Raw genomic sequence first — 23,295 nt, forward strand, 5'->3', positions numbered from 1 at the left:
GTGATGAGCGCCATTCCCGAAACGACCACCGGCTTCAAGCCCAAGAAATCCGTCGCCCTCTCCGGCACCGCCGCCGGCAACACGGCCCTGTGTACCGTCGGCCTCTCCGGCAACGATCTGCACTACCGTGGCTACGACATCCTGGATGTCGCCACCAGCTGTGAATTCGAAGAGATTGCCCACCTGCTGGTGCACGGGCATCTTCCCAATGTGGCGGAGCTCTCTGCCTACAAGGCCAAACTCAAGGCCCTGCGCGGCCTGCCCACCGGGGTCAAGACCGCGCTGGAGCAGCTGCCCCCGAGCGCGCATCCCATGGATGTGATGCGCACCGCCGTCTCAGTACTTGGCTGCCTCTCCCCTGAGAAGGACGATCACAACCACCCGGGCGCCCGCGACATCGCCGACAAGCTGATGGCCTGCCTGGGGTCCGTGCTGCTCTATTGGTACCACTTCAGCCACAACGGCAAGCGCATTCATGTCGAGACCGACGACGACTCTATCGGCGGCCACTTCCTGCACCTGCTGCACGGGCACAAGCCACGTGCCTCCTGGGTGCGCGCCATGCACACCTCCCTCATCCTCTACGCCGAGCATGAGTTCAACGCTTCCACCTTCACCGGCCGCGTCATCGCCGGCACCGGCTCCGACATGTATTCCTGCATCACGGGGGCCATCGGTGCCCTGCGCGGGCCCAAGCACGGCGGCGCCAACGAGGTTGCCTTCGAGATCCAGAAGCGCTACGACAATCCGGATGACGCCGAGGCCGACATTCGCGCCCGGGTCGAGAAGAAAGAAGTGGTCATCGGCTTCGGCCACCCGGTCTACACCGTCTCCGACCCGCGCAACCACGTGATCAAGCAGGTGGCGAGCGATCTCAGCCAGGAGCAGCACAACACCAAGATGTTCGATATAGCCGCGCGTCTGGAAGCCGTGATGTGGGACGCCAAGAAGATGTTCCCGAACCTCGACTGGTTCAGCGCCGTCAGCTACCACATGATGGGGGTGCCCACCGCCATGTTCACCCCCCTGTTCGTCATCGCCCGCACCTCCGGCTGGTCTGCCCACGTCATCGAGCAGCGCATCGACGGCAAGATCATCCGCCCGAGCGCCAACTACGTCGGCCCGGAAGATCTGCGCTTCGTGCCGCTCAAGGAGCGCCCATGAACCACGTCAACAGCCAATACCGCAAGCCCTTGCCCGGCACTGCGCTCGACTACTTCGACGCCCGAGCGGCGGTCGAGGCCATTCAGCCCGGTGCCTGGGACAGGCTCTCCTACACGGCTCGCGTCCATGCGGAGAACCTGGTGCGCAAATGCGATCCGGCCATCCTCACCGAGTGCCTGACCCAGATCGCCCTGAACAAGCGCGATCGCGACTTCCCCTGGTTCCCGGCCCGCGTGGTCTGCCACGACATCCTGGGCCAGACCGCCCTGGTGGATCTCGCCGGCCTGCGCGATGCCATCGCCGAGCAGGGAGGGGATCCTGCCCAGGTCAACCCGGTCGTGCCGGTGCAGCTTATCGTCGATCATTCCCTCGCCGTTGAGTGTGGCGGCTTCGATCCCCAGGCGTTCGAGAAGAACCGCGCCATCGAGGATCGCCGCAACGAGGATCGCTTCCACTTCATCAACTGGACCAAGCAGGCGTTCAAGAATATCGAGGTGATCCCGCCAGGCAACGGCATCATGCACCAGATCAACCTGGAGAAGATGTCCCCCGTCATTCACGCCGATAGTGGTCTTGCCTACCCGGACACCTGCGTCGGCACCGACAGCCACACCCCCCATGTGGACGCCCTCGGCGTCATCGCCGTCGGGGTGGGCGGATTGGAGGCCGAGAACGTCATGCTGGGGCGCGCCTCCTGGATGCGGCTGCCGGAGATCGTCGGTGTGGAGCTCAGTGGCAAGCCGCAGCCCGGCATTACCGCCACGGACGTGGTGTTGTCCCTCACCGAGTTCCTGCGCCAGCAGAAGGTGGTCGGCGCCTATCTGGAGTTTCGTGGTGAGGGCGCCGCCGCCCTGACCCTCGGGGATCGCGCCACCATCTCCAACATGGCGCCGGAATATGGCGCCACCGCGGCCATGTTCTTCATCGACGACCAGACCCTCGACTACCTCAAGCTCACCGGTCGCGACGACAGCCAAGTAAAACTGGTGGAGACCTACGCCAAAGAGGCCGGCCTCTGGGCCGATGCCCTCGCGACCGCCCAGTACGAGCGCGTGTTGCACTTCGACCTGTCGACCGTGGTGCGCACCCTGGCCGGCCCCTCCAACCCCCACCGCCGCCTGCCGGTCTCCGCCCTGGCGGAGCGCGGTATCGCGGTGGATCTGGACAAGGCCCGCACCCAGGAGGCTGACGGCCTGTTGCCCGATGGGGCCGTCATCATCGCGGCCATCACCAGTTGCACCAACACCAGCAACCCGCGCAACGTGATTGCTGCAGGCCTCTTGGCCCGCAACGCCAACAGGCTCGGTCTGATGCGCAAACCCTGGGTGAAGTCTTCGCTCGCGCCCGGCTCCAAGACAGTTGCCCTCTACTTGAAAGAGGCGGGACTGGACGACGAACTGGAGCAGCTCGGTTTCGGCGTGGTAGCCTTCGCCTGCACCACCTGCAACGGCATGTCCGGCGCCCTGGATCCCGCCATCCAGCAGGAGATCATCGACCGCGACCTTTACGCCACGGCAGTGCTGTCCGGCAACCGCAACTTCGACGGCCGCATCCACCCCTATGCCAAGCAGGCGTTCCTCGCCTCCCCGCCCTTGGTGGTAGCCTACGCCATCGCCGGCACCATCCGCTTCGACATCGAGAAGGATGTGCTGGGGGTGGTGAACGGCAAGGAAATTCGCCTCAAAGACATCTGGCCGAGCGACGAGGAGATCGACGCCGTGGTGCGCACGGCGGTGAAACCGGCGCAGTTCCGTCAGGTCTACATCCCCATGTTCACCATCGAGGAGGATCAGGGCCCGAAAGTGGCGCCCCTGTACGACTGGCGTCCGCAGAGCACCTATATCCGTCGCCCCCCCTACTGGGAAGGGGCCCTGGCGGGTGAGCGCACCCTCAAGGGGATGCGGCCGCTGGCTGTGTTGCCGGACAACATCACCACCGACCACCTCTCCCCCTCCAACGCCATACTGCGCAGCAGCGCGGCCGGCGAATATCTGCACAAGATGGGCCTGCCGGAGGAGGACTTCAACTCCTACGCCACCCACCGCGGCGATCACCTGACCGCCCAGCGCGCCACCTTCGCGAACCCCCAGCTGGTCAACGAGATGGCGGTGGTCAACGGGGCGGTGAAGAAGGGGTCGCTCGCCCGGGTCGAGCCGGAAGGCCGGGTCATGCGGATGTGGGAAGCCATCGAAACCTACATGGAGCGCAAGCAGCCGCTGATCATCGTCGCCGGCGCCGACTACGGCCAGGGTTCGTCCCGGGACTGGGCGGCCAAGGGGGTACGGCTGGCCGGGGTGGAGGTGATAGCGGCGGAAGGCTTCGAGCGCATTCACCGCACCAACCTCATTGGCATGGGGGTGCTGCCCCTGGAGTTCAAACCGGGCACCACTCGCCTGACCCTTGGTCTGGATGGTACCGAGACCTATGACGTGGTGGGGGAGCGCAAGCCGCGCGCCGATCTCACCCTAGTCATTCGCCGCCGCAGCGGCCAGGTGGTCGAGGTGCCCATGACCTGTCGCCTCGACACTGCCGAGGAGGTCTCGGTCTACGAGGCGGGCGGCGTGCTGCAACGCTTCGCCCAGGACTTCCTGGAGTCGACGGCCCACAAGGCCGCCAGCTAATATCGGACCAGGTTCCTCTTCCTCTGGCAGAGGGTTGGGTGAGGGAAAATAGGTCTCCCTCACCCGATTCCCCCTTTCGGGCACCTTCTCCCCCAAAAGAGAAGGCGTTATCACCCTTTTTTGGACAATGTCTATGGCCCATACACCACAAGTCAAAATCCCGGCCACCTATCTGCGGGGCGGCACCAGCAAGGGTGTCTTCTTCCGTCTGCAGGACCTGCCAGAGCGCTGTCAGGTGCCCGGTCCGGCTCGCGACAACCTGTTTATGCGGGTGATCGGCAGCCCGGATCCCTACAGCGCCCATATCGATGGCATGGGGGGGGCCACCTCTTCGACCTCCAAGTGCGTGATCCTCTCCAAAAGCAGCCAGCCCGATCACGACGTGGACTACCTCTACGGCCAGATTGCCATCGACAAGGCGTTCGTGGACTGGAGCGGCAACTGCGGTAACCTCTCCACCGGTGCCGGCGCCTTCGCCATCCACGCCGGCCTGGTGGACCCGGCCCGTATCCCGGATAACGGCACCTGCGTGGTGCGGATCTGGCAGGCCAACATAGGCAAGACCATCATAGCCCAGGTGCCGGTGACCAATGGCCAGGTGCAGGAGACAGGCGACTTCGAACTGGATGGGGTGACCTTCCCCGCCGCCGAAATCGTGCTGGAGTTTCTCGATCCCTCAGATGACGGTGAAGACGGCGGCGCCCTCTTCCCCACCGGCAATCTGATAGACGCGCTGGAAGTCCCCGGCATCGGTGTGCTGAAGGCCACCATGATTGCCGCCGGCATCCCCACGGTCTTCGTCAACGCAGAGGAAATTGGCTACACAGGTGCAGAGCTGCGGGAAGCCATCAACACAGACCCGGAGGCACTCGCCCGCTTCGAGGCGATCCGCGTCGCCGGGGCCCTGCGCATGGGGCTCATCAAGAGCCCAGAAGAAGCGGCTACCCGCCAGCACACGCCGAAGATCGCCTTCGTCGCACCGGCGAAGGACTACCACACCGCCAGCGGCAAGGAGGTGAAGGCGGGCGATGTCGATCTGCTGGTACGGGCCCTCTCCATGGGCAAGCTACACCACGCCATGATGGGCACCTGCGCCGTGGCCATCGGCACGGCGGCAGCCATTCCCGGCACCCTGGTAAACCTGGCGGCAGGTGGCGGTGAGCGGGAAGCGGTACGCTTCGGCCACCCCTCCGGCACCCTGCGGGTGGGCGCAGAGGCGCGTCGGGTGAACGGGGAATGGTCCGTCACCAAGGCGGTCATGTCACGCTCCGCCCGCATCCTGATGGAGGGCTGGGTACGGGTGCCGGGGGACGCCTTCTAGCCCGGCGACTCCCTTTTGAATCATAAAAAAGAGCCATGGCGACTGCCCTGGCTCTTTTTTTACAGCGCATTTCGCTGCTGCAAGTCACTCATCATTGCGGCCTGGGCACACACTCCACCTGGCGCGGAATATTCTTCTTGGCGTCGCCACCGACGATCCGCTTCACCTGAGCGTCCGGGCAGCGACCATCGTCCACGTAGACCTGCTTGCCATAAGGCACGGCCCCCGGCGGCGGATCCTGGGGCAGATACTCGATGGGCTCGGGCGCCATCACGGCGCAACCCGATACTAGGCCAGCCACCAGCATCACCGCCAGCCAGCCCCTCCTCTTCCATGCAACCCTCATAGGCCACTCCCTCTGTGTGATCGGGTGCGGGCAGTCGTCATCCCCTGCCCCACATTGACCCCGCCAGTGTAGCCAGCCCCTCTCCCGCACCGATACCCACCGAGAGCCTCACTGTGACGAATTCAGACACAAAAAAGCCCAGGGGATTGAGTCCCCGGGCGAGCAGTACGGCCGGATTGATGGGCTGCCGCCCTGACACAGAGTCGCCCCACCTTGCATGAGGGTGGGGCCCGGCAGGCTAGGACAACAGCGGCCACCAGCCCTTGGGTATGCCGCCGGCTTACAGCCCCATCGCCTCGATGAATCGCTCGGTGATCTGCTGGGGACGGGTGATGGCGCCGCCCACGACGACCGCATGGGCCCCGAGTTGCAGACAGCGGGTCGCCATCTGCGGCGTCACCACATTGCCCTCCGCAATCACGGGCACGGTCACGGCGGCCAGCACGGTGCGCAGGAAGGCAAAGTCATCGTCATGGAGCTTGTGGCCTTTCGTCTCCCGGGTGTAACCGTGCAGGGTAGTGCCGACGCAGTCAAAGCCGAGGCGCTCGGCATGCTCGGCCTCCTCCAGGGTAGCGATATCCGCCATCAGCAGCAGCGCGGGATAACGGGCCCGGATGGCCTCGACCATCTGCGCCAGGCTCTGCCCATCGGGCCTCGGATGCAGGGTGGCATCCAGGGCAATCATCTCGGGCGAGGCCGTCATCAGCTCATCCACCTCTCGCAAGGTGGCGGTGATGTAGACCTCGGAGCCCGGATAATCGCGCTTGAGGATGCCGATGACCGGCAGGGACACCTGCTGCTTGATGGCCTGGATATCCACCACGCTATTGGCCCGGATGGCACTGGCACCACCCCGGGCGGCCGCCAGCGCCATGCGCCCCATGATGAAGTCGCTGTAGAGCGGCTCATCTTCCAGCGCCTGGCAGGAGACGATCAACTTGCCCTTGATTTGGTTCAGCATTGTACAACTCATGCGCCCAATAACTCCTCAATCTCGTTCTTGATGATGGTGACGTGGGGACCGTAGATGACCTGGATGCCATTGCCCTTGGTGATCACGGCCAGTGCCCCCGTCTGTTTCAACAGTGCCTCCTTGACGGCATCGCCGCGATGGACCGACACCCGCAGCCGGGTCGCACAGCAATCCACATCCTTGATATTGACGGCGCCACCCAGCCCCTCGACGATCGCCTTGGCGCGGTCGACGCCCACTGTCTCGCGGATCTCCTCCTGCTGCTCTTCACGTCCCGGCGTCTTGAACTTGAAGCGCTGGATCATGAAGCGGAAGGAGAAGTAATAGAGGCAGAACCAGGGCACACCCACCAGAGGAACCAGCATCCAGTTAGTCTTGGCCTGCCCCTGCAACACGCCAAACAGCATGAAGTCGATGAAACCGCCGGAGAAGGTCTGGCCTATGGTAATGTTGAGCATGTGCGCCAGCATGAATGCCAGGCCGTCGAAGACCGCATGCAACACGTAGAGGGACGGCGCAATGAACAGGAAGGAGAACTCGATCGGCTCGGTGATCCCGGTCAGGAAGGAGGTCAGGGCCGCCGAGATGAGCAGGCCCGCCACCCGTTTCTTGTTCTCGGGGCGTGCGCAGTGGTAGATGGCGAGGCAGGCCCCCAGCAAGCCGAACATCATGGTGATGAAGCGGCCGGACATGAAGCGGGCCGTCCCCTCGTAGAACTGCGCCGTAGCGGGATCCGACAGCTGGGCGAAGAAGATGCGCTGGGTGCCTTCCACGAGATGACCGTCGATCAGCGCACTGCCCCCCAGGGCGGTCGTCCAGAACGGCAGATAGAAGATATGGTGCAGACCGAACGGGCCCAGCATCCGCAGCACGAAGCCATAGATGAAGGTACCAAGATAACCGGTGGCGTCCACCAGCCCGCCCATGCCGAAGATCAGCTGCTGGAAGTGCGGCCAGACCAGGTACATGAGGCAGCCCAGCACGATCGCCGCCAGCGAGCAGACGATGGGCACGAAGCGCGAGCCGCCGAAGAAACCGAGAAACTGCGGCAGTTGCACCTTGTTGTAGCGGCTGTGCAGCCAGTAGCTCATCAGCCCCACCACAACGCCACCGAACACCCCGGTTTCCAGCGTCTGGATCCCGAGGGCCATGCCCTGGCCCGAAGCTCCCAGGTTAGTGCTCGCCAGGGTATCGGACAGCTTCAGCAGGGTACTGATGCTGGCGTTCATCACCAGATAGGCCAGCAGGGCGGAGAGCCCGGCGGTGCCCTTGTCGGAGCGGGCCAGCCCTACCGCCACCCCGACGGCAAACAGCACCGCCAGGTTGGCAAAGACGATGGCCCCCGCATCCGCCATCAGCATGAAGAGCCCCTGCAGCCAGAGCACATCCAGGAAGGGATAGGCCACCAGCGTGTTCGGATTGGAGAGCGAGCCCCCGATCCCCAATAACAGGCCGGCGGCGGGCAGCACGGCGATCGGCAACATGAACGACTTGCCAAAGCGCTGCGCCTTCTCGAAAAACGGGCTGCTTCCCGTCTTCTCGGGCTGTGACATGATAAAAATCTCCATGAGTGAATTGCATTGGTGATAATTTTTACCAAAACAACATTCAAGTCATGATAATTATTTTTATGGTGTGACAGCTCTCACATTCGGCCGGCAAAAAACGCTAGAATCACTGCCAGTTTGCATCAAGTCAGCTCTGAAGGAGTCTTCATTGAACCAAGCCGCAGAGGCCCCTCGCGTACTGCTCATGCTGCGCCACAGCCTCACCACCTATAGTCAGACCCTGCAACGGCTCGGCCAGTTCGTGCTGGATCAACCCCAGCGGGTGCTCTACCTGACCATCACAGAGCTGGCCCGCGAGAGTGGCACCAGCGAAGCGAGCGTGACCCGCCTATGCCGTGGCGTGGGTTGTCGCGGTTATACCGAGTTCAAGATGGCCCTGGCGCTGGAGACCCAGCAGGAGCAGGCCAGCCAGCCTCAGCCGCTGACTACGGATGCCACCAGTTGCCTCATCGAGGAGAGCGTCTCGGCCCTGCGAGATACCGGGGCCCTGCTCAGTGAGACGGCGCTTCGGCAAAGTGCCGGCCTGTTGAACCAGGCCCGGCAGATACAGATCTACGGTGTCGCCGCCAGCGCCATCATCGGGGATTACCTGAGCTATCGCCTGCTGCGCATGGGGATCTCGGCCCAGCAGTTCGGCGACATGCACCGCGCCGCCATGAATGCGGCGAGCCTGACGGCAGAGGATGTGGTGATTGCCGTGTCCAGCTCGGGGTCGACCAAGGATCTGCTGCACACTGTGCAACTGGCCAAGGGACGGGGGGCCCATGTCATCGTGCTCAGCAACACCAGCCGCAGCCCGCTGGCGACCCTGGCCGATCAGCTGCTGGTGGCGGCCAAACCGGAAGGGCCGCTCACCGCCGGCTCGTTTCACTCCAAGATCAGCGCCATGCTGCTCATCGAGCTGCTGGTGCAACGGCTGCTGGAAGACCACCCGGAGCGGGAGACCGCCATCTCTGACAGCGCCAAGGCCACCCTGCCCTGGCTGATATAATGCGGAGCCACAGACACCTTCACATCAATGAGGCTGTACGCGGTCCTGAAAAGATAAAGGTATGAACGGGGGATGCCCCGAGCGGGGCAAGAAGAGAGTACGCCGGCGGCATGGGAGCACCAGCCGGCGTATGCTGGAAATCGCGGATATAAAAAAGCCCAAACGACGCAGTCGCTTGGGCCATGAAGATGGCGAAGTCCCCGCCCTTAATGGGTTCGATTCTCCCAAGAGTTGCTTCATATCGGGGGTCGAAGGGCTAGGCGATGTCGCTGGGTGTTTCAGCAGGCAGATAGCCAAGTCCATCTGCCTTTATCGATAATTCCCCATATGTGAATAACGGCGCTCGCCAAGGGCCCGCACGACATCCGATAGATCTCATTCAAACAAAGAGATTGCCTGTTTGAATCACTATGCTCTCTTCCGGCTCTTGCAGCAGAGGCTGTAACGCACTGTATGCGCTATGAAGCAAATCACAGGCCGATTGACATGCCTCAGGGCTGGCCAACTCCTCTAAAGGCAGCCATAACAACAGCTTGCCGCTGCTGTCAGCCGTCAGCCTGGTCGGTTGCAGCGCCGACATCGGGCTGTTGACCTGCAACAACAGCAGCATGACCCCCGAGAGTCCATTCGAGGGCAAGGGAGCCATCGGCAGCGCCAGCACATACTGATCTCCCATTCTCTCTAGCCACAACTCTGGCGATGCCTCGAATCGGATGCGCCGACTCTCACCGGCCGCGGGCAGGGTTTGTCCCAACCCCTCTAACCATTCAATCAGCATGCTTACTCCTTCATCATCCAGGCTTGAGCCTGGCTGACCGTAGTAGAGGAGCGGGGTTTGCTCCAAGGTTTGTTGCGAGCACCGTAATTGTCTGCCAGCTCCTGCAGGGCCAGGTTCACCTCAGAGGGCGTCTTCGCATTCACCAGCGCATGCTCTGTCCGGCGCAGCAATGCCACGTTGCTGTCCGGCTGCCCTGGGCGGAAGAGGGAGGGATAGATCACCTCATGGATGATGTTGTGCGCCACCGTCATCACCTCACGGTGCCTTGCCTCACCTTTGCTCTGATCCAATATGGGGAATTGGCCAGCTGGGCTAGCCGTATTGAGCAAGCGGGCCAGTGCTGTGTTATCCGCTTGATTGAACTGAGCCACGAGCCAGTCTCGCCGGGTCGGGGAATTGGCCAGTGAATCGAGTTGCTCGAGCGCATCGGATAATGAGCCAGACAGTTCCAACCGGGCAGATGGGTCCTGGCTCAACACAGATGCCACTATGACGGAGATCTGTTCCTGAGCCGTCTGTTGAAAACGAACGGTTTCCTGTATCTCCGCATTACCTTCCAGCGCAACGGCCGCAAAGTCCCGCTCCGGCAGGGCCAGCAGGGCTGACTCCAGATCGTGGAACTGATATTGCTGCCGATCGCTCGCCCTCCCCGCCAGATGCCCCGTCACCGCATCTGCCAGCTTGTCTTGCAGATGCTGCTTGTCGGCATCACTCATGGTGAAATTAAGCGTGCCGCTCAGGGTGCCGGTGAAGTCGCCGCGCTCGGTTATGAGCGGCACAGTCACCATCTGATCGGCGAATGCGGCCAGCCCTTTGGTTTGCAACGCCGAGCGTGCCCCGACCGGTGCACCGACCACCCAATCCGCAATGGCGCCTTTGCGAGTCCCCCGCTCGGCGGGCTCGTCGCTGCCACCCTCAAATTTCAGGATCAGATTGTCATGTTCAGAAATGGGCGAGTGCCTGACAACGGGGTTGATCAACTCAGGGACTGGGACATTGAGCATGACACCGCCATCTTGCAATGACAGTTGTTCGCCTTTCATCAAGAAGGGTTGATGCTGCTCCTCGGGGCGGCTGAAGACCACCGGGAAAGAACCGGAAATATGGGCAGCACGAGCAATTTCCATGTCCGGTGTCAGGCTGGCATTGAACAGGATCATTTGTGGGCGGCCATCGAACATGCCTGTCCCCGTGATATTCAACTCCTTGATGGCCGGAATGTGGCGGTTGAGCAGGGCCAGATCGCCGAAGGTCACTCCCCCCCCTTGCTGCAGACGTTGGCGGATGGCGGCGATCTCGGGTCTGGAGTTCAGCTCAGGGTGCGCGCCAAGCTGGGCCAATACGGAGCGGCTCGACTCCTGTTTAAGTGTCTTCTCGAGGGGGGCTGCTTCGGACTGCAGGCGGGGCAAGATGTTGCAAAGCAATTGTACGAAGCTACCCAACTTGCTGAGCTTTATCTTCTCGAGCAGTCCGGCGATCGTCTTGCCATTTTCCCCACTCAGATGTTGAGCCAGCCTGATTTTTTTCACTGGGGAATCGAGCAAATCAATGAGATCCATCTCATCGGACAGGCTCTTGAATTTATCGGCATTCATCCCAGCCGCGAGCAAAGACGCCGTAATCGCCCCGGCGGAGGAACCGGACAGAGTACGGACCTCGGCTAACTTGCCCTGCTGCTCCAACGCCTTGATGGCCCCCGGATAGGCTGCCCCCTTGGCGCCCCCGCCGCTGAGCACCAGGCTGGTGAGCGGAGGGTGCTGGAGTGTGACTGAGGTTGAGCCATCCTGATGACGAGCGATGCTGACCTGACGCGGCCCGCAGCCCTCGCAGATCGCCTCTCCTTTCGACGACTCGGTGAGAGGGGACTGACTCGGGGTCTGTGGCAACACGGCCCCCGTTCCCAGCGTACTCGCCAGGCTGGGCAGCTGCTCCCGCGGCTCATGATGGAGTGGCTCGGACGCCGCGGTCTGCGTCGTGATGGACTGTCTGGCAACCTGCTGGATCTGCATGGGCAATTCTCCTGTGACTGTGGAATTGAGCCCATTCTAGGGAGAGTCGCCGTGGTCGTTTGGCAACATCGGCCGCAATTTTGTCGATGTGACGCTTTATTGTCAGGAGTGGGCGCCGGCTCGCTCGAGCGTCGTCGAGATGGCCCGCGACAGCGCCTCCAGCTGGCCATCCAGGCTGGCATCGATGATCCCCACCTCGGTTTCCAGGATGCAGCCGCCCTGATCGAGCCGGGCGTCGGCAGAGATCTCCAGATAGCCGATCTCGGGAAAGTCTTTATGCACTTTGGCTATCTGGTCGCGTACCGCCTGCACCTGCTCGGGCGCCACCCGTACCGTCACCTGTTTCTGGTTGCTCACCAGGGAGAGCGCCTCGCGCACCACCTTGAGGGTGAGCGCCACCTGATCGTAATCGTGCAGGATCTTGCGCACCGCCTGCAGCACCACCTCGCTCATCTGCCCTTCGACCATGCGGTAGTACCCCTGGCACTGCAGCTGGGTCTGGTGGATCAGCACCGCCTGTTCCCGCCGAGCCTGCTCCATACCGGCTTGCCAGCCGAGCTCCTTCTGTTGCTCGTACACGGCGCGGGCCTCTTGCACTATCTCGGCGGCCTGCACCCTGGCCGCATCGACCAGCGCCTGTGCGCTCAGATAGGATTGATAATCCTGGCTGCGCAACAGGCGCTGGCCGGGCACCAGTTGCAGGTGCTCACTCTTTATTTCAACAAATGGCAGCATTGTGGCGTTACCTGTTTCGCGATTTTGAGACAGAGCACCCTGGCCAGCGGCAACCGCTCGGTGGCCAGATGCCAGGGAGTCACGGCTGGCGCAGGCGGCAGGCGCAAGACGAGCCGCCGAGCCCAGCCGGGATCCGCCTCCCCCGTCGCCGCCAGCCAGAACTGTAGCCCGGTCTGCTCCAGATAGGCGCCGTCCGGCTGCGCCGGCAATGAGCGCTGCCAGCCGTCTGGCCAGGGGCCGATCAACAGATCGAGCTGGGACAACAGGGTCCTGTGACCCTCTTCGCCCAGCAGGCCGATGAGATGGCGCAGCATGGGTGCCTGCAGGCAGTGACGGATGGCGTTACCGTGAAGCACGGCACCGAGGCGGCGCAGCAGCAGGATAAGTTCCGCTTGGGGAAAAAGCGCCAGCCCGCCGAGCGGCACGGGTAGATCGTAGTCGATCCCCAATGCCAGCTCGTCGAGCAGGGCGCCATTGAGCGCCGGGAGTGTGCGCCACGCCGGCAAGGCTTCCCGCAACCCACACCAAGTCTTCGGAAAGTGTCCCTCGTCGAGGTAGCTTGCCGGACAGAAGCGCAGCTGGTAGGGCGTCAGACCGGCCGCCATCAGCGACTCCGGCGCCGGTGCCACAGGTACTGAGCCAGGTTGGTGGTCACTACCAGCGTCAACAGCAGGGCGATCAGGCCGGCCAGGCGCCACTTCGAGGCCTCGCTCACCTCGATGGAGAAGAGGCTGGCATTGCGCGCCACCAAGGGCATCTGGCGGATATCTGCCGAGGGTACCAGCACCACGCTGATCCTGTCGTAGGCCAGTCCCTCGATGCTGTTGTTGACCAACTGCTTGATCTGCGGGATATAGGTGTCCAGCTGGATGTCGGCGGCATGTTTGATGAAGACGGAGGCCGAGGCGGGAGAGGGTTTCTTGCCGATCCCTTCATTGCCCTCCGGCAATACCACATGCACCCTGGCCACCAGCACTCCGTCTATTTCGGAGAGGGTATGGGAGATCTCCTGTGCCTTGGCGTAGTTGAGACGGGCCCGCTCCTCGGTCGGCGAGGAGATGAGGCCATCCTTGGGAAACACGTCCTGCAGCGTGGAGAAACTTTCGCGCGGGTAGCCCTTGCGCTTGAGGGTCTCGATGGCTTGCGCCACGTCGGATTCTTCCACCAGCAGCTTGATGTTGCCGTCCTTGTCCGGCTGCTTGTCCGAGGAGATCCCCTCGGTACGCAGCAGCGCCAGCATCTCGTTCCCCTCTTTCTGGCTGACCCCGGTATAGAGCTCTACTTTGCAACCACTGAGCAGCAGGGCACTGAAAAGCACCCCCATCAGCATCGTTCTCTTCACACTACCTCACTGAGTCTTCAACAGGGTTTCTACGTTCTGGCTCATCTTGCCGACAGTCTTGGCGATCAGTTCTTCCTGCATGGTGATTCGCATCAGCGACCACTGCATCTGCATCAAGCTATTGGGATCGTCTCCCGGCGTGGAGAGTTCAGCCTTCAGGCTCTCCTTGGCCTCGGCGAACTGCTGCTTGATCTCCCCCAGCTCCCCCAGCAGGGAGCCGCCGATGCCCTGGGACGAAGGCCCCATCGCCTGCTCGAAACTGGCGACATGGGAAGCGGGCGCCTCGATCGCCTTCAGTTCATCCAGGCTGGTCACCAGGGCCTGCGCCGTTTGTGAAATGTCCATCACCCCTCCAGATCCAGTTTGTGCGAGTTGCGCATCAGATTGTTCACCATGCCGTTGAGCGGGATCAGGGTCATCAACTCACGACGGGCCAGCTCGTCGAGATAGGCGAACTCGGCGGGTACAACCCCCTGCTCCCCCTTGATCGCAGCCATCACGTTCAGCAAGACCTTCTCCCGCCGCGCGGCCAGTGGGTCAAACTCCCGCATCAGGGCGCGCAATTCGGGCTGGTCGATGGCGGCCACGACGGGCGGTCGACGTTCGCCAAAATGCTCGATCAGCCTGTCGAGTACCGGCCGGGACAGCCGCTTGCCGATCTCCTGTGCCGACTCATCTCCCCGTTGATAGATCTGCCACAGCAGATCCCGCTGGGCGGCAGGAGGGACCCCATCCAGCAGCCCCTCGAGCGGCACTCCCTGTTGCCAACGGGCGAACAGGCTTGGCTCCTCCGGTTTGTCCAGCAGGCGTTCAAACTGGCGCTGCGCCCCCTGCCCGGGTGCCGGTGCGGGGGGCTCGACCCCGGTTCTCTGAACGGCGGCCTCACCGCCATCCACCCTCATGACGCCATCTGCTCGCGCAGGCCCGCCGCAAACAGCCGCAGGGCGGGTTGATCGCTGTCCTCCAGCCTCGCCAGCCGCGCTGCCAGCTCGTCATGTTTGCCGAGCCGCCATTCACACAGCGCGAGCCAGGGCTCCACATCCGGCGTACCCTGGGTTTCCCCCAGCAGCAGCGCCTCCTGATAATGCCCCTGGTTCATCAGGGATGAGAGGCGGACCAGAGTCACGCATTCCCCCATGCCGGGATCGTCCGCCAGCCAGTCGGCGATGGTGGTGGCCTCCCGGTGACAGTGATGCCCAGTGCCCGCCAGAGCCAGCTCGGCCAGCCATCGTTTGAGTTGGATGTTCATCATCAGATCTTCTGCAAGATGCCCTGCATCAAATCTTTCATGGCGCGGGTCACGGTGGAGTTGATGTTGTAGATAACCGACCACTTGTTGATCTTGTGCTGCAGCTCTGCCAGCAAGGCCGGGTTGTCCGGGGCATTCTTCATGTCCTCGATGGCCTTGTTGACGGCTTGATTGCTCTCATTCGCCTGATCTTTCAGCGCCTTGGCCACACTATCCAGCGTGTTGTTATTGAGTCCACCGTCGGTAAAAAATCGTTCACTGGCCATGGTTGTTCCCCTCTATTTTCTCAATGATCATGAGCCCCGCCTCGATGGCGTCGGCCTCTCGTTCCCACTGTCGATACTGCAGCTGAGTGCCTCCACGCAGCAGTTGCCGCTTCACCTCCCCCTGTGCCTGGATGAGCCTGTCGTGCAGCTCACGGGCAAACTCGGGATCAGCGCCGGACAGTCGTGCTTCCAAATTGGTCATCATGACGCTCGACTCCTGTTAACTTGACGATGTATTGCTGCTTGCCCTTGCTGACCACCACGGCATCGGGACGAATGGCCAGCACCCGCACCCCGCCCGTGGTCGCCCCCCCGACCGGATAGCGTTGGTTGTCCTTCAGGATCACGTAAGGCACTCGGCCCAGCGATACGCTGCGCACGTCGAACTCCAGCTCATCCTGGCGCGGGGTCCGCTCCTGATTGACCAGTTCCAGCACGGGATGAGAGCCAAACTCCCGGCGAAATTGCTGCTGAGCCTGCTGAAACTTGCCGAGCCGGGCACCGTCAAGCGCACCGGAAACCTCGATGCGATCCCCCGTCTCCCGTATGCGCAGCAACCCGGCCAAGCCCTGCTCCTGCAGCAGGGCATCCAGCCGCTTGCGATAGGCGCCGGCAACCTGCACCTGGTTCTCTATGCCCAGCACCCCGGGCACCTCCTGCCTGAGGAGGGACTCCAGCTTGCCCCACTTCGGATCCTGCGCATCGATCTCGCCGCTGAGCCGCAGCCAGCCCGGCTCCTTGCCGTTGCGGATCTGGATCTGCTCGTAGCCGAGCTTCTGCAGGATGAAGCCAGCCCCCTGACGCAGATCCTCCATGGAGCGGATGTCCAGCCGGTAATTGAAGCCGTTGCCGTCGAGGTACTGCTGCAGGGCGAGACGGGTGCCGTTCTCGTCCACATAGCCCGACAACTGCCAGAGCCCCTGCCCGCCACCGCCGAGCACCACCTGCTGATAAGCCGGGGCGACGAGGAAGCGCCGCAACGCCTGCTCTTTGCGGGCGGCATCATTCTCACCGTTGCCCTGCCACCAGCCGTGGCCAAGCAGCGCGATCAGGGCGACCACCAAGGTCAGGCAGAGCCCCACCACCCACAGCTCGGCACGACCGGCACGCCGGGGTTGGCGCGGCGGCGCGACCATGGCAACCGACGGTTCCCACTGCTCGGGGAGCGAGAGACTGTCATCGCAAAAACTCCAGAGCAGGGGGCCGGCCTCCTGCCGGGTGGCGGCCTTGAGCAGGGTGCCGGCGGCCAGGACGATACCGTCCTGGGTCGGGGTGATCCCCTCGGCCCACTCCTGCAACGCGATGCCCTCGGCCGTCACCATCAGCACCAGGTGGACCGGTGCTACCCCCTCATCCACCAGCACCAGATCGGCCTGGAGGGGATCGGACCCCATCACCAGACGTCCCTCCGGCAGCGGTACTTCAGCCCCGCGGTTCAATCCGCGATACAGACGGCACTTCCAGCTCATCGGGTTTCCCCATCTTTCATTCCTTGCACGCACCAACTGGCGGCAGGGCTGCATTTTTTATCCTTGCTCATCTCAACCAGACGCCACCCCAGCTCTTTCCCCATCTGGCACTGAGTCAGGGACGAACTCTTGCCCCCCTGGCGCAACAGTTGCTGCACCTCGCGAGCCGCCGCCAGCGGCTGGCATTGGGCACCGCCCAGCACCTTGCCGAGGGAGAGGCTCTGGTTTGACAGCTCATCGGCACCCAGCACACCGGCGCGCAGATCCTGGCCATGGCCCAGGGACAGATAGTGGGCGATGCCGTCGTCGATCACCCTCGGCTCTATGATGAACAGCCGCACCGCGCGCCGGGTCTGGCTCTCCTTGCTGCGAAACAGGGCTCCCAGGTAGGGGATATCTCCCAGGAAGGGAACCTTGCTCAGGCTCTCGCTCAGCTCATCGCGATAGATGCCGCCGATCAAAAGGCTCTGACCGTGACCGACCCGGGCTATGGTGTCCACCACTGTCCGGCTGATGGTCGGAATGCCGTCGATGCCGGAGCTGTTGGGTTTCTGATTGCCATCCTCGATGTGCAGGCTGAGGCTCACCTCCGATCTGTCCCCCAGCTGGATCAACCGCGGCGTCATCCGCAACATGGTGCCGTAGGTGATCCCCTTCAGCTCGGCGACGCGCTCCCCGCTGATCTTGATGTAATAGGTCTCGCTGTGATCGATCACCGCCTGGGTGTTCTCCTGGGTCAGCAGGGTCGGACGAGAGATGATCTGGGCATTGCCCTCGTTCTCCAGCAGATTGACCCGGGCCAGCAGGTAGTCGAGCCCCTTGGCATCGACCAGGCTGCCTAACGCGGCCCCGCCTTCGATCCCCTTGCGATCTCCCGTGGTCTTGATGATCACCTGCTGGTTTTTGCCCGTGCTGATCCCGACCCGCCAATCCACCCCCAGCTGGGAGAGATCCTCGGCGTTGATGTCGATGATGGAGAGCGCCACCTCGATGCGGGCGGCGGGCTTGTCGAGCGCCCCGATCAATTTGCCGTACATCGCCATCCGTTCCGGCGCGTCGCGCACTATCACGGCATTGAGCGCGGGATCGGCCTGGACGACGGCCTGTCCCGAGGTGGACACAGCCCCCTTGTTGCCCTCCCCGTTGACCACCTGTACCCCGGCGTCGCTCAACAGACGGGCCAATATGGTGGCCACACCGGGCGCATCCACATCGGTATCCCGGTACTGGATGGAACGATCGACGGCCGAGGCATATTTGAGCGGAAACACCTCGATGGCCAGCGGTCCCGTCTTCTCGCTGCGCAGTTGAAGCTGCTGTTCCAGCGCCACGGCGGTCTGCTCGATCAACTCCAGGTAGCGCGGAGGACCGGAGACATAGACCAGGCGATTGTCCGCGTCGGGGCGCCAGCCGAATCGGGGCTCCCAGATCCCGGCACGCTGCAGCGCCTGCTTGAGCTCCGCCGCCCCCGTCCGCTCCAGGTTGATGAGGCGGGACTGCACCTCCCCGTTCTTGAACACATAGAGCACGCTGCCGTCGTAGTACCAGACCAGGTTGTAGAGGGAGGCGAGCTGCTGCAGAAAGGCCTGAGGTTCATCGTGTTCGAACTGGCCGTTGACCTGATCGTTGACCTTGTCGCTGACGACGACCGACACCTCGTAGTTGGCTCCGAAGTTGACCAGCACATCGCGCAGGCTCTCCCCTTCCGCCACATAGCTGTAAGGCATGGGCAGCCAGTCCAGCTCCTGGGCCGCCGCGGGTCGCAGCGCGAGCAGGGTGCCGATGCAGAGTGTCAGCAGAGGGCCTGTCAGGCGCAGCACACTCAGCCACACTCTAATCCGCACACTCAGGGGTGCCATATCATCTGTCTCCATTGGGGGGCCAGGGCGGCCTCGGTCAATTGGGGCTCCAGTCGATCCAGCAGGGCGATGTGCTGGCTCAGACGCTCTTCCAGCCGTTGCTCGTCGAGCCACTCCAGGCCGAGCCTGGCCTCCAGCTGCAGGTTGCCCAGATCGTCGAGCACCAGCGCGTGGGGGGCCTGACGTCCCCAGGCCACGACCTGTTGCAGCAGACGCTTCAACAACGCCGGATCATGGGCCTCCCCGTGCGCGCTCAGGCTGCTTGCCAAGGGGGTGCTCAACAGCAGCTCGCCGGCTCTGGGGGTCAGGAAGAGGGGGTAGCCATCGAGCCGCAGGTGATACTTTCCCTGGGCGTCGGCAACGAAAGCCCCTTGGCCGAGCTTTGCGGCCAATCGATTCAGTAGAATTTGCATAGTTCCTCGGGCTGGCTAGCGCTCGGGCGGCTGCCAGTAGAAGTGATCCTGACCCAGGGCAAGCCCCCGCTCAACGAGCCAGGTGTGCAGGGTCCGGGCCGCCGCCGGTTGCTCCGGCAAGGCGCACAGGGCTTGCCAGAATGTGCCGAGCTCGATGGGGACAGGCATCAGACAATCCGGATCCCCCTCCCGGGCCTGCCTGGCATACCAGGCCGGCCACGCCAGCTGGAGACGCTCCTCGCATTGCGTCCTCTGCAGTTGCAGCTCCTGCTCGCGCCTCGACAGCTGGGCAAGCTGCTCGGTTATCCGCGCCTCGAGATCCGCCGGGGCCTCGACGACCGTCTGCCAGAACACCGACTGGGCATTCAGCTGCCTCCGCATCACCTGCAGCTGCTCCAGCTCGTTGAGCCTGCTGCCGTAGAGAGGCTCCAGGCGTTGAACCCACCAGCGGTGCAAGGGATGGAGCACCCAGTGCCACAACAGTGGCCACTCGGCCAAGTTGATGGGATCACCCAGTTGCTGCAACCAGTCGCTGCGCTCACTGCCCGCGGCACGCAGGATCTGCTGCAGCTCCTGGCGTGACAGGACCAGGGCAGCATCCAGACGGCGCTGAAACCAGATGGATTCCAGCAAGCTCTCCAGCCGTGCTCTCGGCAACAGACGCTGCAACAGCGCCATCTGCTGCGGGGTGATCACGCCGGCCTCCTGATAACAGAGCGCGGAGAGCCGCCCGACCAGACGATCTCGCTTCAGACTGTCTGACTGGACAACGGTGACCCGGCGACCTGCAAACAGGCCCTGGTTCGGTGAATGGTGATCTTGCTGGCTCATGCTATGCCTTGCTCATCTTGCTGCGGGCAACGATGGGATGATGTGTCGTTATGGGGGCCATTCTATCCATTGCGTCCACCGCTGGCTTATAAAAAACGTCAGATTATTTTAGTCCGGCGTTAATCCTTGCCATGCCTGGCACGGCTCGGGGTACAACCGAAACGGCGGCGATAGCTCTGGGTAAAATAGGACTGGCTGGAAAACCCGGCCTCCATGGCGATATCGACGATGCTCATCTCGCTATTGAGCAATAACTGATGAGCATAAAGAATACGGCGCTCGCTGATCCAGGCTCGCGGGGAGACGCCATAAATAGAACCAAATAATTCCTTGAAGGTCGTCAGCCCCATCCCGAACTCCCTAGAGAATTCGCTCAATTTCCACTCCATCAAATAATGCTTCTCCATGAAGTGCTGCAGTCGTTCGACCTGGCGGTTGCTCAACTGGCGCAGTATGGACATTAATTGAGGGCCCTGTTCACCGAATGCCAGCAGGAACAGCAGTTCCTCGGTACGCAATTGGGAGAGCGCAGGTGGATATTCATGTTCGGTCAGGCCTCGAAGTCCCTGAATACATTGCTGCAACAGGGGAGAGGCATGGAATGGCAACAAGCTGGGTGCCATGCCATCTATTCGGGGCACCTCGCTCAGCAATGCACCGAAGCGTTGCAGGAATCCCTGCAAAAAACCACTCGAAAGGGGTAGCCAAAGCAGATGACAGGGAGCGTCACCGGTGCGGACCGCATAATTGCCACGACGCACGAAGATCAGCTCGCTGGAGGATAATTCATGGGTCTCGGTGCAGTCCTGCCAGGTCATCTCACCCTCCAAAAGGATATATATTCCCTCTTGTTGATGTTCGATGACGCTAACATCAGACATGCACCATTGGAGCTGGGTTATATCGCCCTTCTCTGCGGTAGAAATGCCCTTCATATTTTTGTTTTCCTGAATCTGCGCGTGATGCCAGTGACACCTCGGCGAGATCAGGTCTTCGCAGGGTGCCTTATTATTGGCGTTTTATTTATTTGTTTAGAATTAACTGATTCCAATGTGAACGGTTAATTAATCAACATTGAAATAGGGGGAGGCATCCTACAACAGCTATTAGCAGAAAAACCAGCCAAAAATTAGAGCCAATGCACTACAACCACCTTTATTAAAAACAATTGCCATTTCAAGAGATAGTTCGTTAAAAAAATAAACATCTCATCTGATTCAACGAATCGGCAAGCATTTGATTTCAATATTATTTACAAGAAACTCATCTACCGACATTGTGGATAGCAGGATCTTGGTTTCAAATTAATAACGACAGACTCGCCATTAAACGCCTTAAAAACTTCCTGCTGATGGGTGGCTTGCACCGCCGAATTGCCGATAAAACGCAGCCGGGTGCGCACATAAATTTGCCCCTCGGCCAGTTGCAAGGGGGCCAGCCGCAGATCAAACATCAGTGGCAATACTGTCACCTCGTATTCGGTCGCCGCCACGGGCAATGGGCGACCGTCCATCATGCTCAGCACCACGACCTCCACCCTGGCCGGGCGCGACAGGGGGCCAACGAGACGCACCTCTCCCTTCAATTGCGGGGAAGAGGGGGGCACCACCGGAGTCGCCACACAGCCACCGAGCAGGGTCAGCAGCACCCACACCAGCGGGAGCCTCATATCGCCCGGATCCTGCGTTCGGTCAGGGGCTGGTGCTCCCCCTGCTGCAGGCGCTGCAGCGTCAGCTCCTGCAACCTGTCCAGACTGATGCTCCCTCGCAGCAGCGTCGACAGAGGCAGTTGCCTCGTCGTGACCGGCACGGCCGTCATGGTTCGGTCGGCAAAGGCTCCCCTCGTCTGTTCCACCGCCTGAAGCACGGTACCAGCTTGTGATTCCTGTATCTTCATGGCTTACACCCGGACCCCCATCATCTCATCACCGCAGTACTCCGACTGCGGTTGAGGCTGCAGCAGTTCCTGCCAGAACTCGGCATGCTCCAGCATGCTGGAGAGGCTCTCTTCGAGGTGCGCCAGCGTCAGCCGACTCGCGCTCATCTGGCGATAGAGCTGCACCGTCAGGCTCTCCTCATCGAAGCCGAAGTGCAGATTGAACTGATACCAGTGGCGATTGAAGCAGGCCAACTGACGAAAGATCCCCTCCCCCACCTGGTGCAGTTCGGCCACATCGACCTGCAACACCAGATGATCCCGCTCGGGAACCAGGATCAGGCTGAGCTGCAGGCGCTCGTCAAAGCACAGCGCCGCCACCCCCTCCGTGTTGAGGGACAGGGATGGCAACCCATATTTGGCCGCAAATTCAGTGAGCAATCGATTGATGGTGGCAGTTAGGTCCATGATGTCCTCCAGCAGAGAGAGGAGGATGTTAGCCTGCCGGCGCGGCGCGGGCTGTCACTCAAGGGCGGCACTTTTAAGAAAAATGGCCGAAAAAAGGCGCCAGAAGGCGCCTTGAAGATCACGTTGTGTTTATGCGACGCCAAATGCGGCGCGCATGGCCTGATTATGGCTCTGAGCATATTGCTGCATCATCTGCAGCACATCCTTCATGAAGCTGGCGTTGAAATTCATCAGATCCTCCACCTTCTGCTTCTGGGTCTGGGCAATGCTGGAGCGCACCTCATCTTCCTTGGCATCTGCCTGGGAGTAGCCCTGATGCAGCTGGATGGCGCTATTGCCCATCTGGGTGCCCCCCTGCAGCACGGTACTGGCCAATTGCTGGCGGCTATTATTGGCCTCGAACTTCTTGTTCAGGGTCTTCAAGGCCGCCTTGTCATGCTGGTTCCTCGTCGCCAGTTCCTGGCCCGCATCCCCCACATCGAGGCCTGCCGCCTTCTTCATCTCCCCCACCTGCTGCAGACTTTTCTCTCGCCCGGCGATGTTGGCGTTAAGGGCCTTGTCCTGCTTGATGGCCTTGACCGATTTGCTCATGGAGAAGCCCCCCATGACAGCCGAGATCCCCGTCATCACACCGGACACCACCGCCATGGCGATCATCAGTTTGGCGCCGCTGCGCATCTCGTTCACCTGATCCTGCTGGGCGGAGATCACGGCCAGATTCTCCATGTCACGCTGCAGCAGGCCCATCTCGCGAGCCTTGCGCGCCATCTCGAACAGCAGGCTCATGATGCTGAGGACGTTGTCGAGCTCAGAACCGCCTTTGGTCAGCAGGCCCACATCCGGCCCCTGCCGTGGCCGGATCAGCTCGGGCCTTGGCTGGGATTGGGGTCCCTTGGCGGGTTGGTTATTGCCCGCTTCATGGGACGTTCCCTGTCTGGTGACGCCTTCCTTGCCCTGGATCCCTTCACCGCCGACGGAGATGGTGTTGTTAGTCTGGGTATTGCTATTGATCTGCAT

26 protein-coding genes are annotated in these 23,295 nt (G+C 62.0%); 4 read left to right on the forward strand and 22 right to left on the reverse strand.

The genetic code is table 11. From position 1 onward, the window contains the following. Positions 1-3: 3 nt before the first annotated feature. From prpC to prpF, 3 genes are all read left to right on the forward strand, one after another. Positions 4-1,164 carry a bifunctional 2-methylcitrate synthase/citrate synthase gene (gene prpC, locus ACT5M9_RS03105; protein ID WP_457978023.1) on the forward strand — a complete coding sequence of 387 codons (1,161 nt, stop codon included), beginning with the start codon at positions 4-6 and terminating at the stop codon, positions 1,162-1,164. After that, positions 1,161-3,785 (forward strand): Fe/S-dependent 2-methylisocitrate dehydratase AcnD, encoded by a 2,625-nt coding sequence (gene acnD, locus ACT5M9_RS03110; protein WP_457978021.1) that lies wholly within the window; start codon positions 1,161-1,163, stop codon positions 3,783-3,785. The genes prpC and acnD overlap by 4 nt, the downstream gene beginning before the upstream one ends. Positions 3,786-3,918: 133 nt before the next feature. Next, positions 3,919-5,106, forward strand: coding sequence for a 2-methylaconitate cis-trans isomerase PrpF (prpF, locus tag ACT5M9_RS03115; RefSeq protein ID WP_457978020.1), 1,188 nt, complete (start codon positions 3,919-3,921; stop codon positions 5,104-5,106). 91 nt (positions 5,107-5,197) lie between these two features. Here prpF and ACT5M9_RS03120 read toward each other — a convergent pair whose 3' ends face one another. The 3 genes from ACT5M9_RS03120 to ACT5M9_RS03130 all read right to left on the reverse strand — a co-directional run bounded on the left by ACT5M9_RS03120 (position 5,198) and on the right by ACT5M9_RS03130 (position 7,978). Beyond that, positions 5,198-5,452, reverse strand: coding sequence for a DUF6719 family protein (locus ACT5M9_RS03120; protein WP_457978018.1), 255 nt, complete (start codon positions 5,450-5,452; stop codon positions 5,198-5,200). 280 nt (positions 5,453-5,732) lie between these two features. Beyond that, positions 5,733-6,413, reverse strand: a complete 681-nt coding sequence (locus ACT5M9_RS03125; protein WP_457978016.1) for an N-acetylmannosamine-6-phosphate 2-epimerase — start codon at positions 6,411-6,413, stop codon at positions 5,733-5,735. Positions 6,414-6,421: 8 nt separating this feature from the next. After that, positions 6,422-7,978, reverse strand: a complete 1,557-nt coding sequence (locus ACT5M9_RS03130) for a PTS transporter subunit EIIC (RefSeq protein ID WP_457978014.1) — start codon at positions 7,976-7,978, stop codon at positions 6,422-6,424. Positions 7,979-8,141: 163 nt separating this feature from the next. Between ACT5M9_RS03130 and ACT5M9_RS03135 the strand changes: the two genes are divergently transcribed. Beyond that, complete coding sequence (locus tag ACT5M9_RS03135; protein WP_457978013.1) at positions 8,142-8,984, forward strand: MurR/RpiR family transcriptional regulator; 843 nt, start codon at positions 8,142-8,144, stop codon at positions 8,982-8,984. A gap of 379 nt (positions 8,985-9,363) precedes the next feature. Here the strand turns inward: ACT5M9_RS03135 and ACT5M9_RS03140 are convergent, their stop codons facing one another. The 19 genes from ACT5M9_RS03140 to ACT5M9_RS03230 form a co-directional block, all read right to left on the reverse strand. Then, positions 9,364-9,762, reverse strand: a complete 399-nt coding sequence (locus tag ACT5M9_RS03140; RefSeq protein ID WP_457978011.1) for a type III secretion system chaperone family protein — start codon at positions 9,760-9,762, stop codon at positions 9,364-9,366. Between the two features lie 2 nt (positions 9,763-9,764). Further along, on the reverse strand, positions 9,765-11,771 hold the full coding sequence (locus ACT5M9_RS03145) for a patatin-like phospholipase family protein (protein ID WP_457978009.1): 2,007 nt from the start codon (positions 11,769-11,771) through the stop codon (positions 9,765-9,767). 102 nt (positions 11,772-11,873) lie between these two features. Continuing rightward, on the reverse strand, positions 11,874-12,506 hold the full coding sequence (locus ACT5M9_RS03150) for an HrpE/YscL family type III secretion apparatus protein (RefSeq protein WP_438548514.1): 633 nt from the start codon (positions 12,504-12,506) through the stop codon (positions 11,874-11,876). Further along, positions 12,485-13,111, reverse strand: coding sequence for a Yop proteins translocation protein K (locus tag ACT5M9_RS03155; RefSeq protein ID WP_457978007.1), 627 nt, complete (start codon positions 13,109-13,111; stop codon positions 12,485-12,487). The genes ACT5M9_RS03150 and ACT5M9_RS03155 overlap by 22 nt, the downstream gene beginning before the upstream one ends. Next, positions 13,111-13,848, reverse strand: coding sequence for a type III secretion system inner membrane ring lipoprotein SctJ (gene sctJ / locus ACT5M9_RS03160; RefSeq protein ID WP_457978005.1), 738 nt, complete (start codon positions 13,846-13,848; stop codon positions 13,111-13,113). The genes ACT5M9_RS03155 and sctJ overlap by 1 nt, the downstream gene beginning before the upstream one ends. Positions 13,849-13,854: 6 nt before the next feature. Further along, a complete protein-coding gene (sctI, locus tag ACT5M9_RS03165; RefSeq protein WP_457978003.1) occupies positions 13,855-14,193 on the reverse strand; it encodes a type III secretion system inner rod subunit SctI in 339 nt (112 codons plus the stop codon). Beyond that, the gene (locus ACT5M9_RS03170; RefSeq protein ID WP_457978001.1) at positions 14,193-14,750 is read right to left on the reverse strand and encodes a YopR family T3SS polymerization control protein; all 558 of its coding nucleotides are present in this window, start codon (positions 14,748-14,750) and stop codon (positions 14,193-14,195) included. Before ACT5M9_RS03170 ends, sctI begins: the two co-directional genes overlap by 1 nt. Then, positions 14,747-15,100 (reverse strand): YscG family type III secretion system chaperone, encoded by a 354-nt coding sequence (locus ACT5M9_RS03175; protein ID WP_457977999.1) that lies wholly within the window; start codon positions 15,098-15,100, stop codon positions 14,747-14,749. Before ACT5M9_RS03175 ends, ACT5M9_RS03170 begins: the two co-directional genes overlap by 4 nt. After that, on the reverse strand, positions 15,100-15,363 hold the full coding sequence (sctF, locus tag ACT5M9_RS03180; RefSeq protein ID WP_438548520.1) for a type III secretion system needle filament subunit SctF: 264 nt from the start codon (positions 15,361-15,363) through the stop codon (positions 15,100-15,102). The genes ACT5M9_RS03175 and sctF overlap by 1 nt, the downstream gene beginning before the upstream one ends. Then, positions 15,353-15,568, reverse strand: a complete 216-nt coding sequence (locus tag ACT5M9_RS03185) for an EscE/YscE/SsaE family type III secretion system needle protein co-chaperone (RefSeq protein WP_438548521.1) — start codon at positions 15,566-15,568, stop codon at positions 15,353-15,355. Before ACT5M9_RS03185 ends, sctF begins: the two co-directional genes overlap by 11 nt. Then, positions 15,531-16,832 carry a type III secretion system inner membrane ring subunit SctD gene (gene sctD / locus ACT5M9_RS03190; RefSeq protein WP_457977997.1) on the reverse strand — a complete coding sequence of 434 codons (1,302 nt, stop codon included), beginning with the start codon at positions 16,830-16,832 and terminating at the stop codon, positions 15,531-15,533. The genes ACT5M9_RS03185 and sctD overlap by 38 nt, the downstream gene beginning before the upstream one ends. After that, positions 16,829-18,706: a type III secretion system outer membrane ring subunit SctC gene (sctC, locus tag ACT5M9_RS03195; protein WP_457977995.1), complete on the reverse strand. Its 1,878-nt coding sequence runs from the start codon at positions 18,704-18,706 to the stop codon at positions 16,829-16,831. The genes sctD and sctC overlap by 4 nt, the downstream gene beginning before the upstream one ends. Then, positions 18,679-19,104, reverse strand: coding sequence for a YscB family type III secretion system chaperone (locus ACT5M9_RS03200; RefSeq protein ID WP_457977993.1), 426 nt, complete (start codon positions 19,102-19,104; stop codon positions 18,679-18,681). The genes sctC and ACT5M9_RS03200 overlap by 28 nt, the downstream gene beginning before the upstream one ends. 15 nt (positions 19,105-19,119) lie before the next feature. Continuing rightward, a complete protein-coding gene (locus ACT5M9_RS03205; protein WP_457977991.1) occupies positions 19,120-19,935 on the reverse strand; it encodes a T3SS regulon anti-activator ExsD domain-containing protein in 816 nt (271 codons plus the stop codon). Positions 19,936-20,054: 119 nt separating this feature from the next. Beyond that, a complete protein-coding gene (locus tag ACT5M9_RS03210) occupies positions 20,055-20,870 on the reverse strand; it encodes a helix-turn-helix transcriptional regulator (RefSeq protein WP_457977990.1) in 816 nt (271 codons plus the stop codon). Positions 20,871-21,202: 332 nt separating this feature from the next. Then, positions 21,203-21,604 carry a YscW family type III secretion system pilotin gene (locus ACT5M9_RS03215; protein ID WP_457977988.1) on the reverse strand — a complete coding sequence of 134 codons (402 nt, stop codon included), beginning with the start codon at positions 21,602-21,604 and terminating at the stop codon, positions 21,203-21,205. Then, positions 21,601-21,831, reverse strand: coding sequence for a T3SS regulon translocated regulator ExsE family protein (locus tag ACT5M9_RS03220; protein ID WP_457977986.1), 231 nt, complete (start codon positions 21,829-21,831; stop codon positions 21,601-21,603). The genes ACT5M9_RS03215 and ACT5M9_RS03220 overlap by 4 nt, the downstream gene beginning before the upstream one ends. A gap of 3 nt (positions 21,832-21,834) precedes the next feature. Next, positions 21,835-22,278 (reverse strand): type III secretion system chaperone, encoded by a 444-nt coding sequence (locus tag ACT5M9_RS03225; RefSeq protein ID WP_457977984.1) that lies wholly within the window; start codon positions 22,276-22,278, stop codon positions 21,835-21,837. A gap of 129 nt (positions 22,279-22,407) precedes the next feature. Further along, entirely contained in the window at positions 22,408-23,295 is an 888-nt protein-coding gene (locus ACT5M9_RS03230) for a YopD family type III secretion system translocon subunit (RefSeq protein WP_457977983.1), read from the reverse strand.

The sequence above is a fragment of the Aeromonas sp. AE23HZ002T15 genome (assembly GCF_054165525.2).

What these genes read in the sequence shown, in the direction of transcription:
- prpC (WP_457978023.1), top strand. Translation starts at nt 4, where the DNA reads ATGAGCGCCATTCCCGAAACGACCACCGGCTTCAAGCCCAAGAAATCC.
- acnD (WP_457978021.1), top strand. Translation starts at nt 1,161, where the DNA reads ATGAACCACGTCAACAGCCAATACCGCAAGCCCTTGCCCGGCACTGCG.
- prpF (WP_457978020.1), top strand. Translation starts at nt 3,919, where the DNA reads ATGGCCCATACACCACAAGTCAAAATCCCGGCCACCTATCTGCGGGGC.
- ACT5M9_RS03120 (WP_457978018.1), bottom strand. Translation starts at nt 5,452, where the DNA reads ATGAGGGTTGCATGGAAGAGGAGGGGCTGGCTGGCGGTGATGCTGGTG.
- ACT5M9_RS03125 (WP_457978016.1), bottom strand. Translation starts at nt 6,413, where the DNA reads ATGCTGAACCAAATCAAGGGCAAGTTGATCGTCTCCTGCCAGGCGCTG.
- ACT5M9_RS03130 (WP_457978014.1), bottom strand. Translation starts at nt 7,978, where the DNA reads ATGTCACAGCCCGAGAAGACGGGAAGCAGCCCGTTTTTCGAGAAGGCG.
- ACT5M9_RS03140 (WP_457978011.1), bottom strand. Translation starts at nt 9,762, where the DNA reads ATGCTGATTGAATGGTTAGAGGGGTTGGGACAAACCCTGCCCGCGGCC.
- ACT5M9_RS03145 (WP_457978009.1), bottom strand. Translation starts at nt 11,771, where the DNA reads ATGCAGATCCAGCAGGTTGCCAGACAGTCCATCACGACGCAGACCGCG.
- ACT5M9_RS03150 (WP_438548514.1), bottom strand. Translation starts at nt 12,506, where the DNA reads ATGCTGCCATTTGTTGAAATAAAGAGTGAGCACCTGCAACTGGTGCCC.
- ACT5M9_RS03155 (WP_457978007.1), bottom strand. Translation starts at nt 13,111, where the DNA reads ATGGCGGCCGGTCTGACGCCCTACCAGCTGCGCTTCTGTCCGGCAAGC.
- sctI (WP_457978003.1), bottom strand. Translation starts at nt 14,193, where the DNA reads ATGGACATTTCACAAACGGCGCAGGCCCTGGTGACCAGCCTGGATGAA.
- ACT5M9_RS03170 (WP_457978001.1), bottom strand. Translation starts at nt 14,750, where the DNA reads ATGAGGGTGGATGGCGGTGAGGCCGCCGTTCAGAGAACCGGGGTCGAG.
- ACT5M9_RS03175 (WP_457977999.1), bottom strand. Translation starts at nt 15,100, where the DNA reads ATGATGAACATCCAACTCAAACGATGGCTGGCCGAGCTGGCTCTGGCG.
- sctF (WP_438548520.1), bottom strand. Translation starts at nt 15,363, where the DNA reads ATGGCCAGTGAACGATTTTTTACCGACGGTGGACTCAATAACAACACG.
- ACT5M9_RS03185 (WP_438548521.1), bottom strand. Translation starts at nt 15,568, where the DNA reads ATGATGACCAATTTGGAAGCACGACTGTCCGGCGCTGATCCCGAGTTT.
- sctD (WP_457977997.1), bottom strand. Translation starts at nt 16,832, where the DNA reads ATGAGCTGGAAGTGCCGTCTGTATCGCGGATTGAACCGCGGGGCTGAA.
- sctC (WP_457977995.1), bottom strand. Translation starts at nt 18,706, where the DNA reads ATGGAGACAGATGATATGGCACCCCTGAGTGTGCGGATTAGAGTGTGG.
- ACT5M9_RS03200 (WP_457977993.1), bottom strand. Translation starts at nt 19,104, where the DNA reads ATGCAAATTCTACTGAATCGATTGGCCGCAAAGCTCGGCCAAGGGGCT.
- ACT5M9_RS03205 (WP_457977991.1), bottom strand. Translation starts at nt 19,935, where the DNA reads ATGAGCCAGCAAGATCACCATTCACCGAACCAGGGCCTGTTTGCAGGT.
- ACT5M9_RS03210 (WP_457977990.1), bottom strand. Translation starts at nt 20,870, where the DNA reads ATGAAGGGCATTTCTACCGCAGAGAAGGGCGATATAACCCAGCTCCAA.
- ACT5M9_RS03215 (WP_457977988.1), bottom strand. Translation starts at nt 21,604, where the DNA reads ATGAGGCTCCCGCTGGTGTGGGTGCTGCTGACCCTGCTCGGTGGCTGT.
- ACT5M9_RS03220 (WP_457977986.1), bottom strand. Translation starts at nt 21,831, where the DNA reads ATGAAGATACAGGAATCACAAGCTGGTACCGTGCTTCAGGCGGTGGAA.
- ACT5M9_RS03225 (WP_457977984.1), bottom strand. Translation starts at nt 22,278, where the DNA reads ATGGACCTAACTGCCACCATCAATCGATTGCTCACTGAATTTGCGGCC.
- ACT5M9_RS03230 (WP_457977983.1), bottom strand. Translation starts at nt 23,295, where the DNA reads ATGCAGATCAATAGCAATACCCAGACTAACAACACCATCTCCGTCGGC.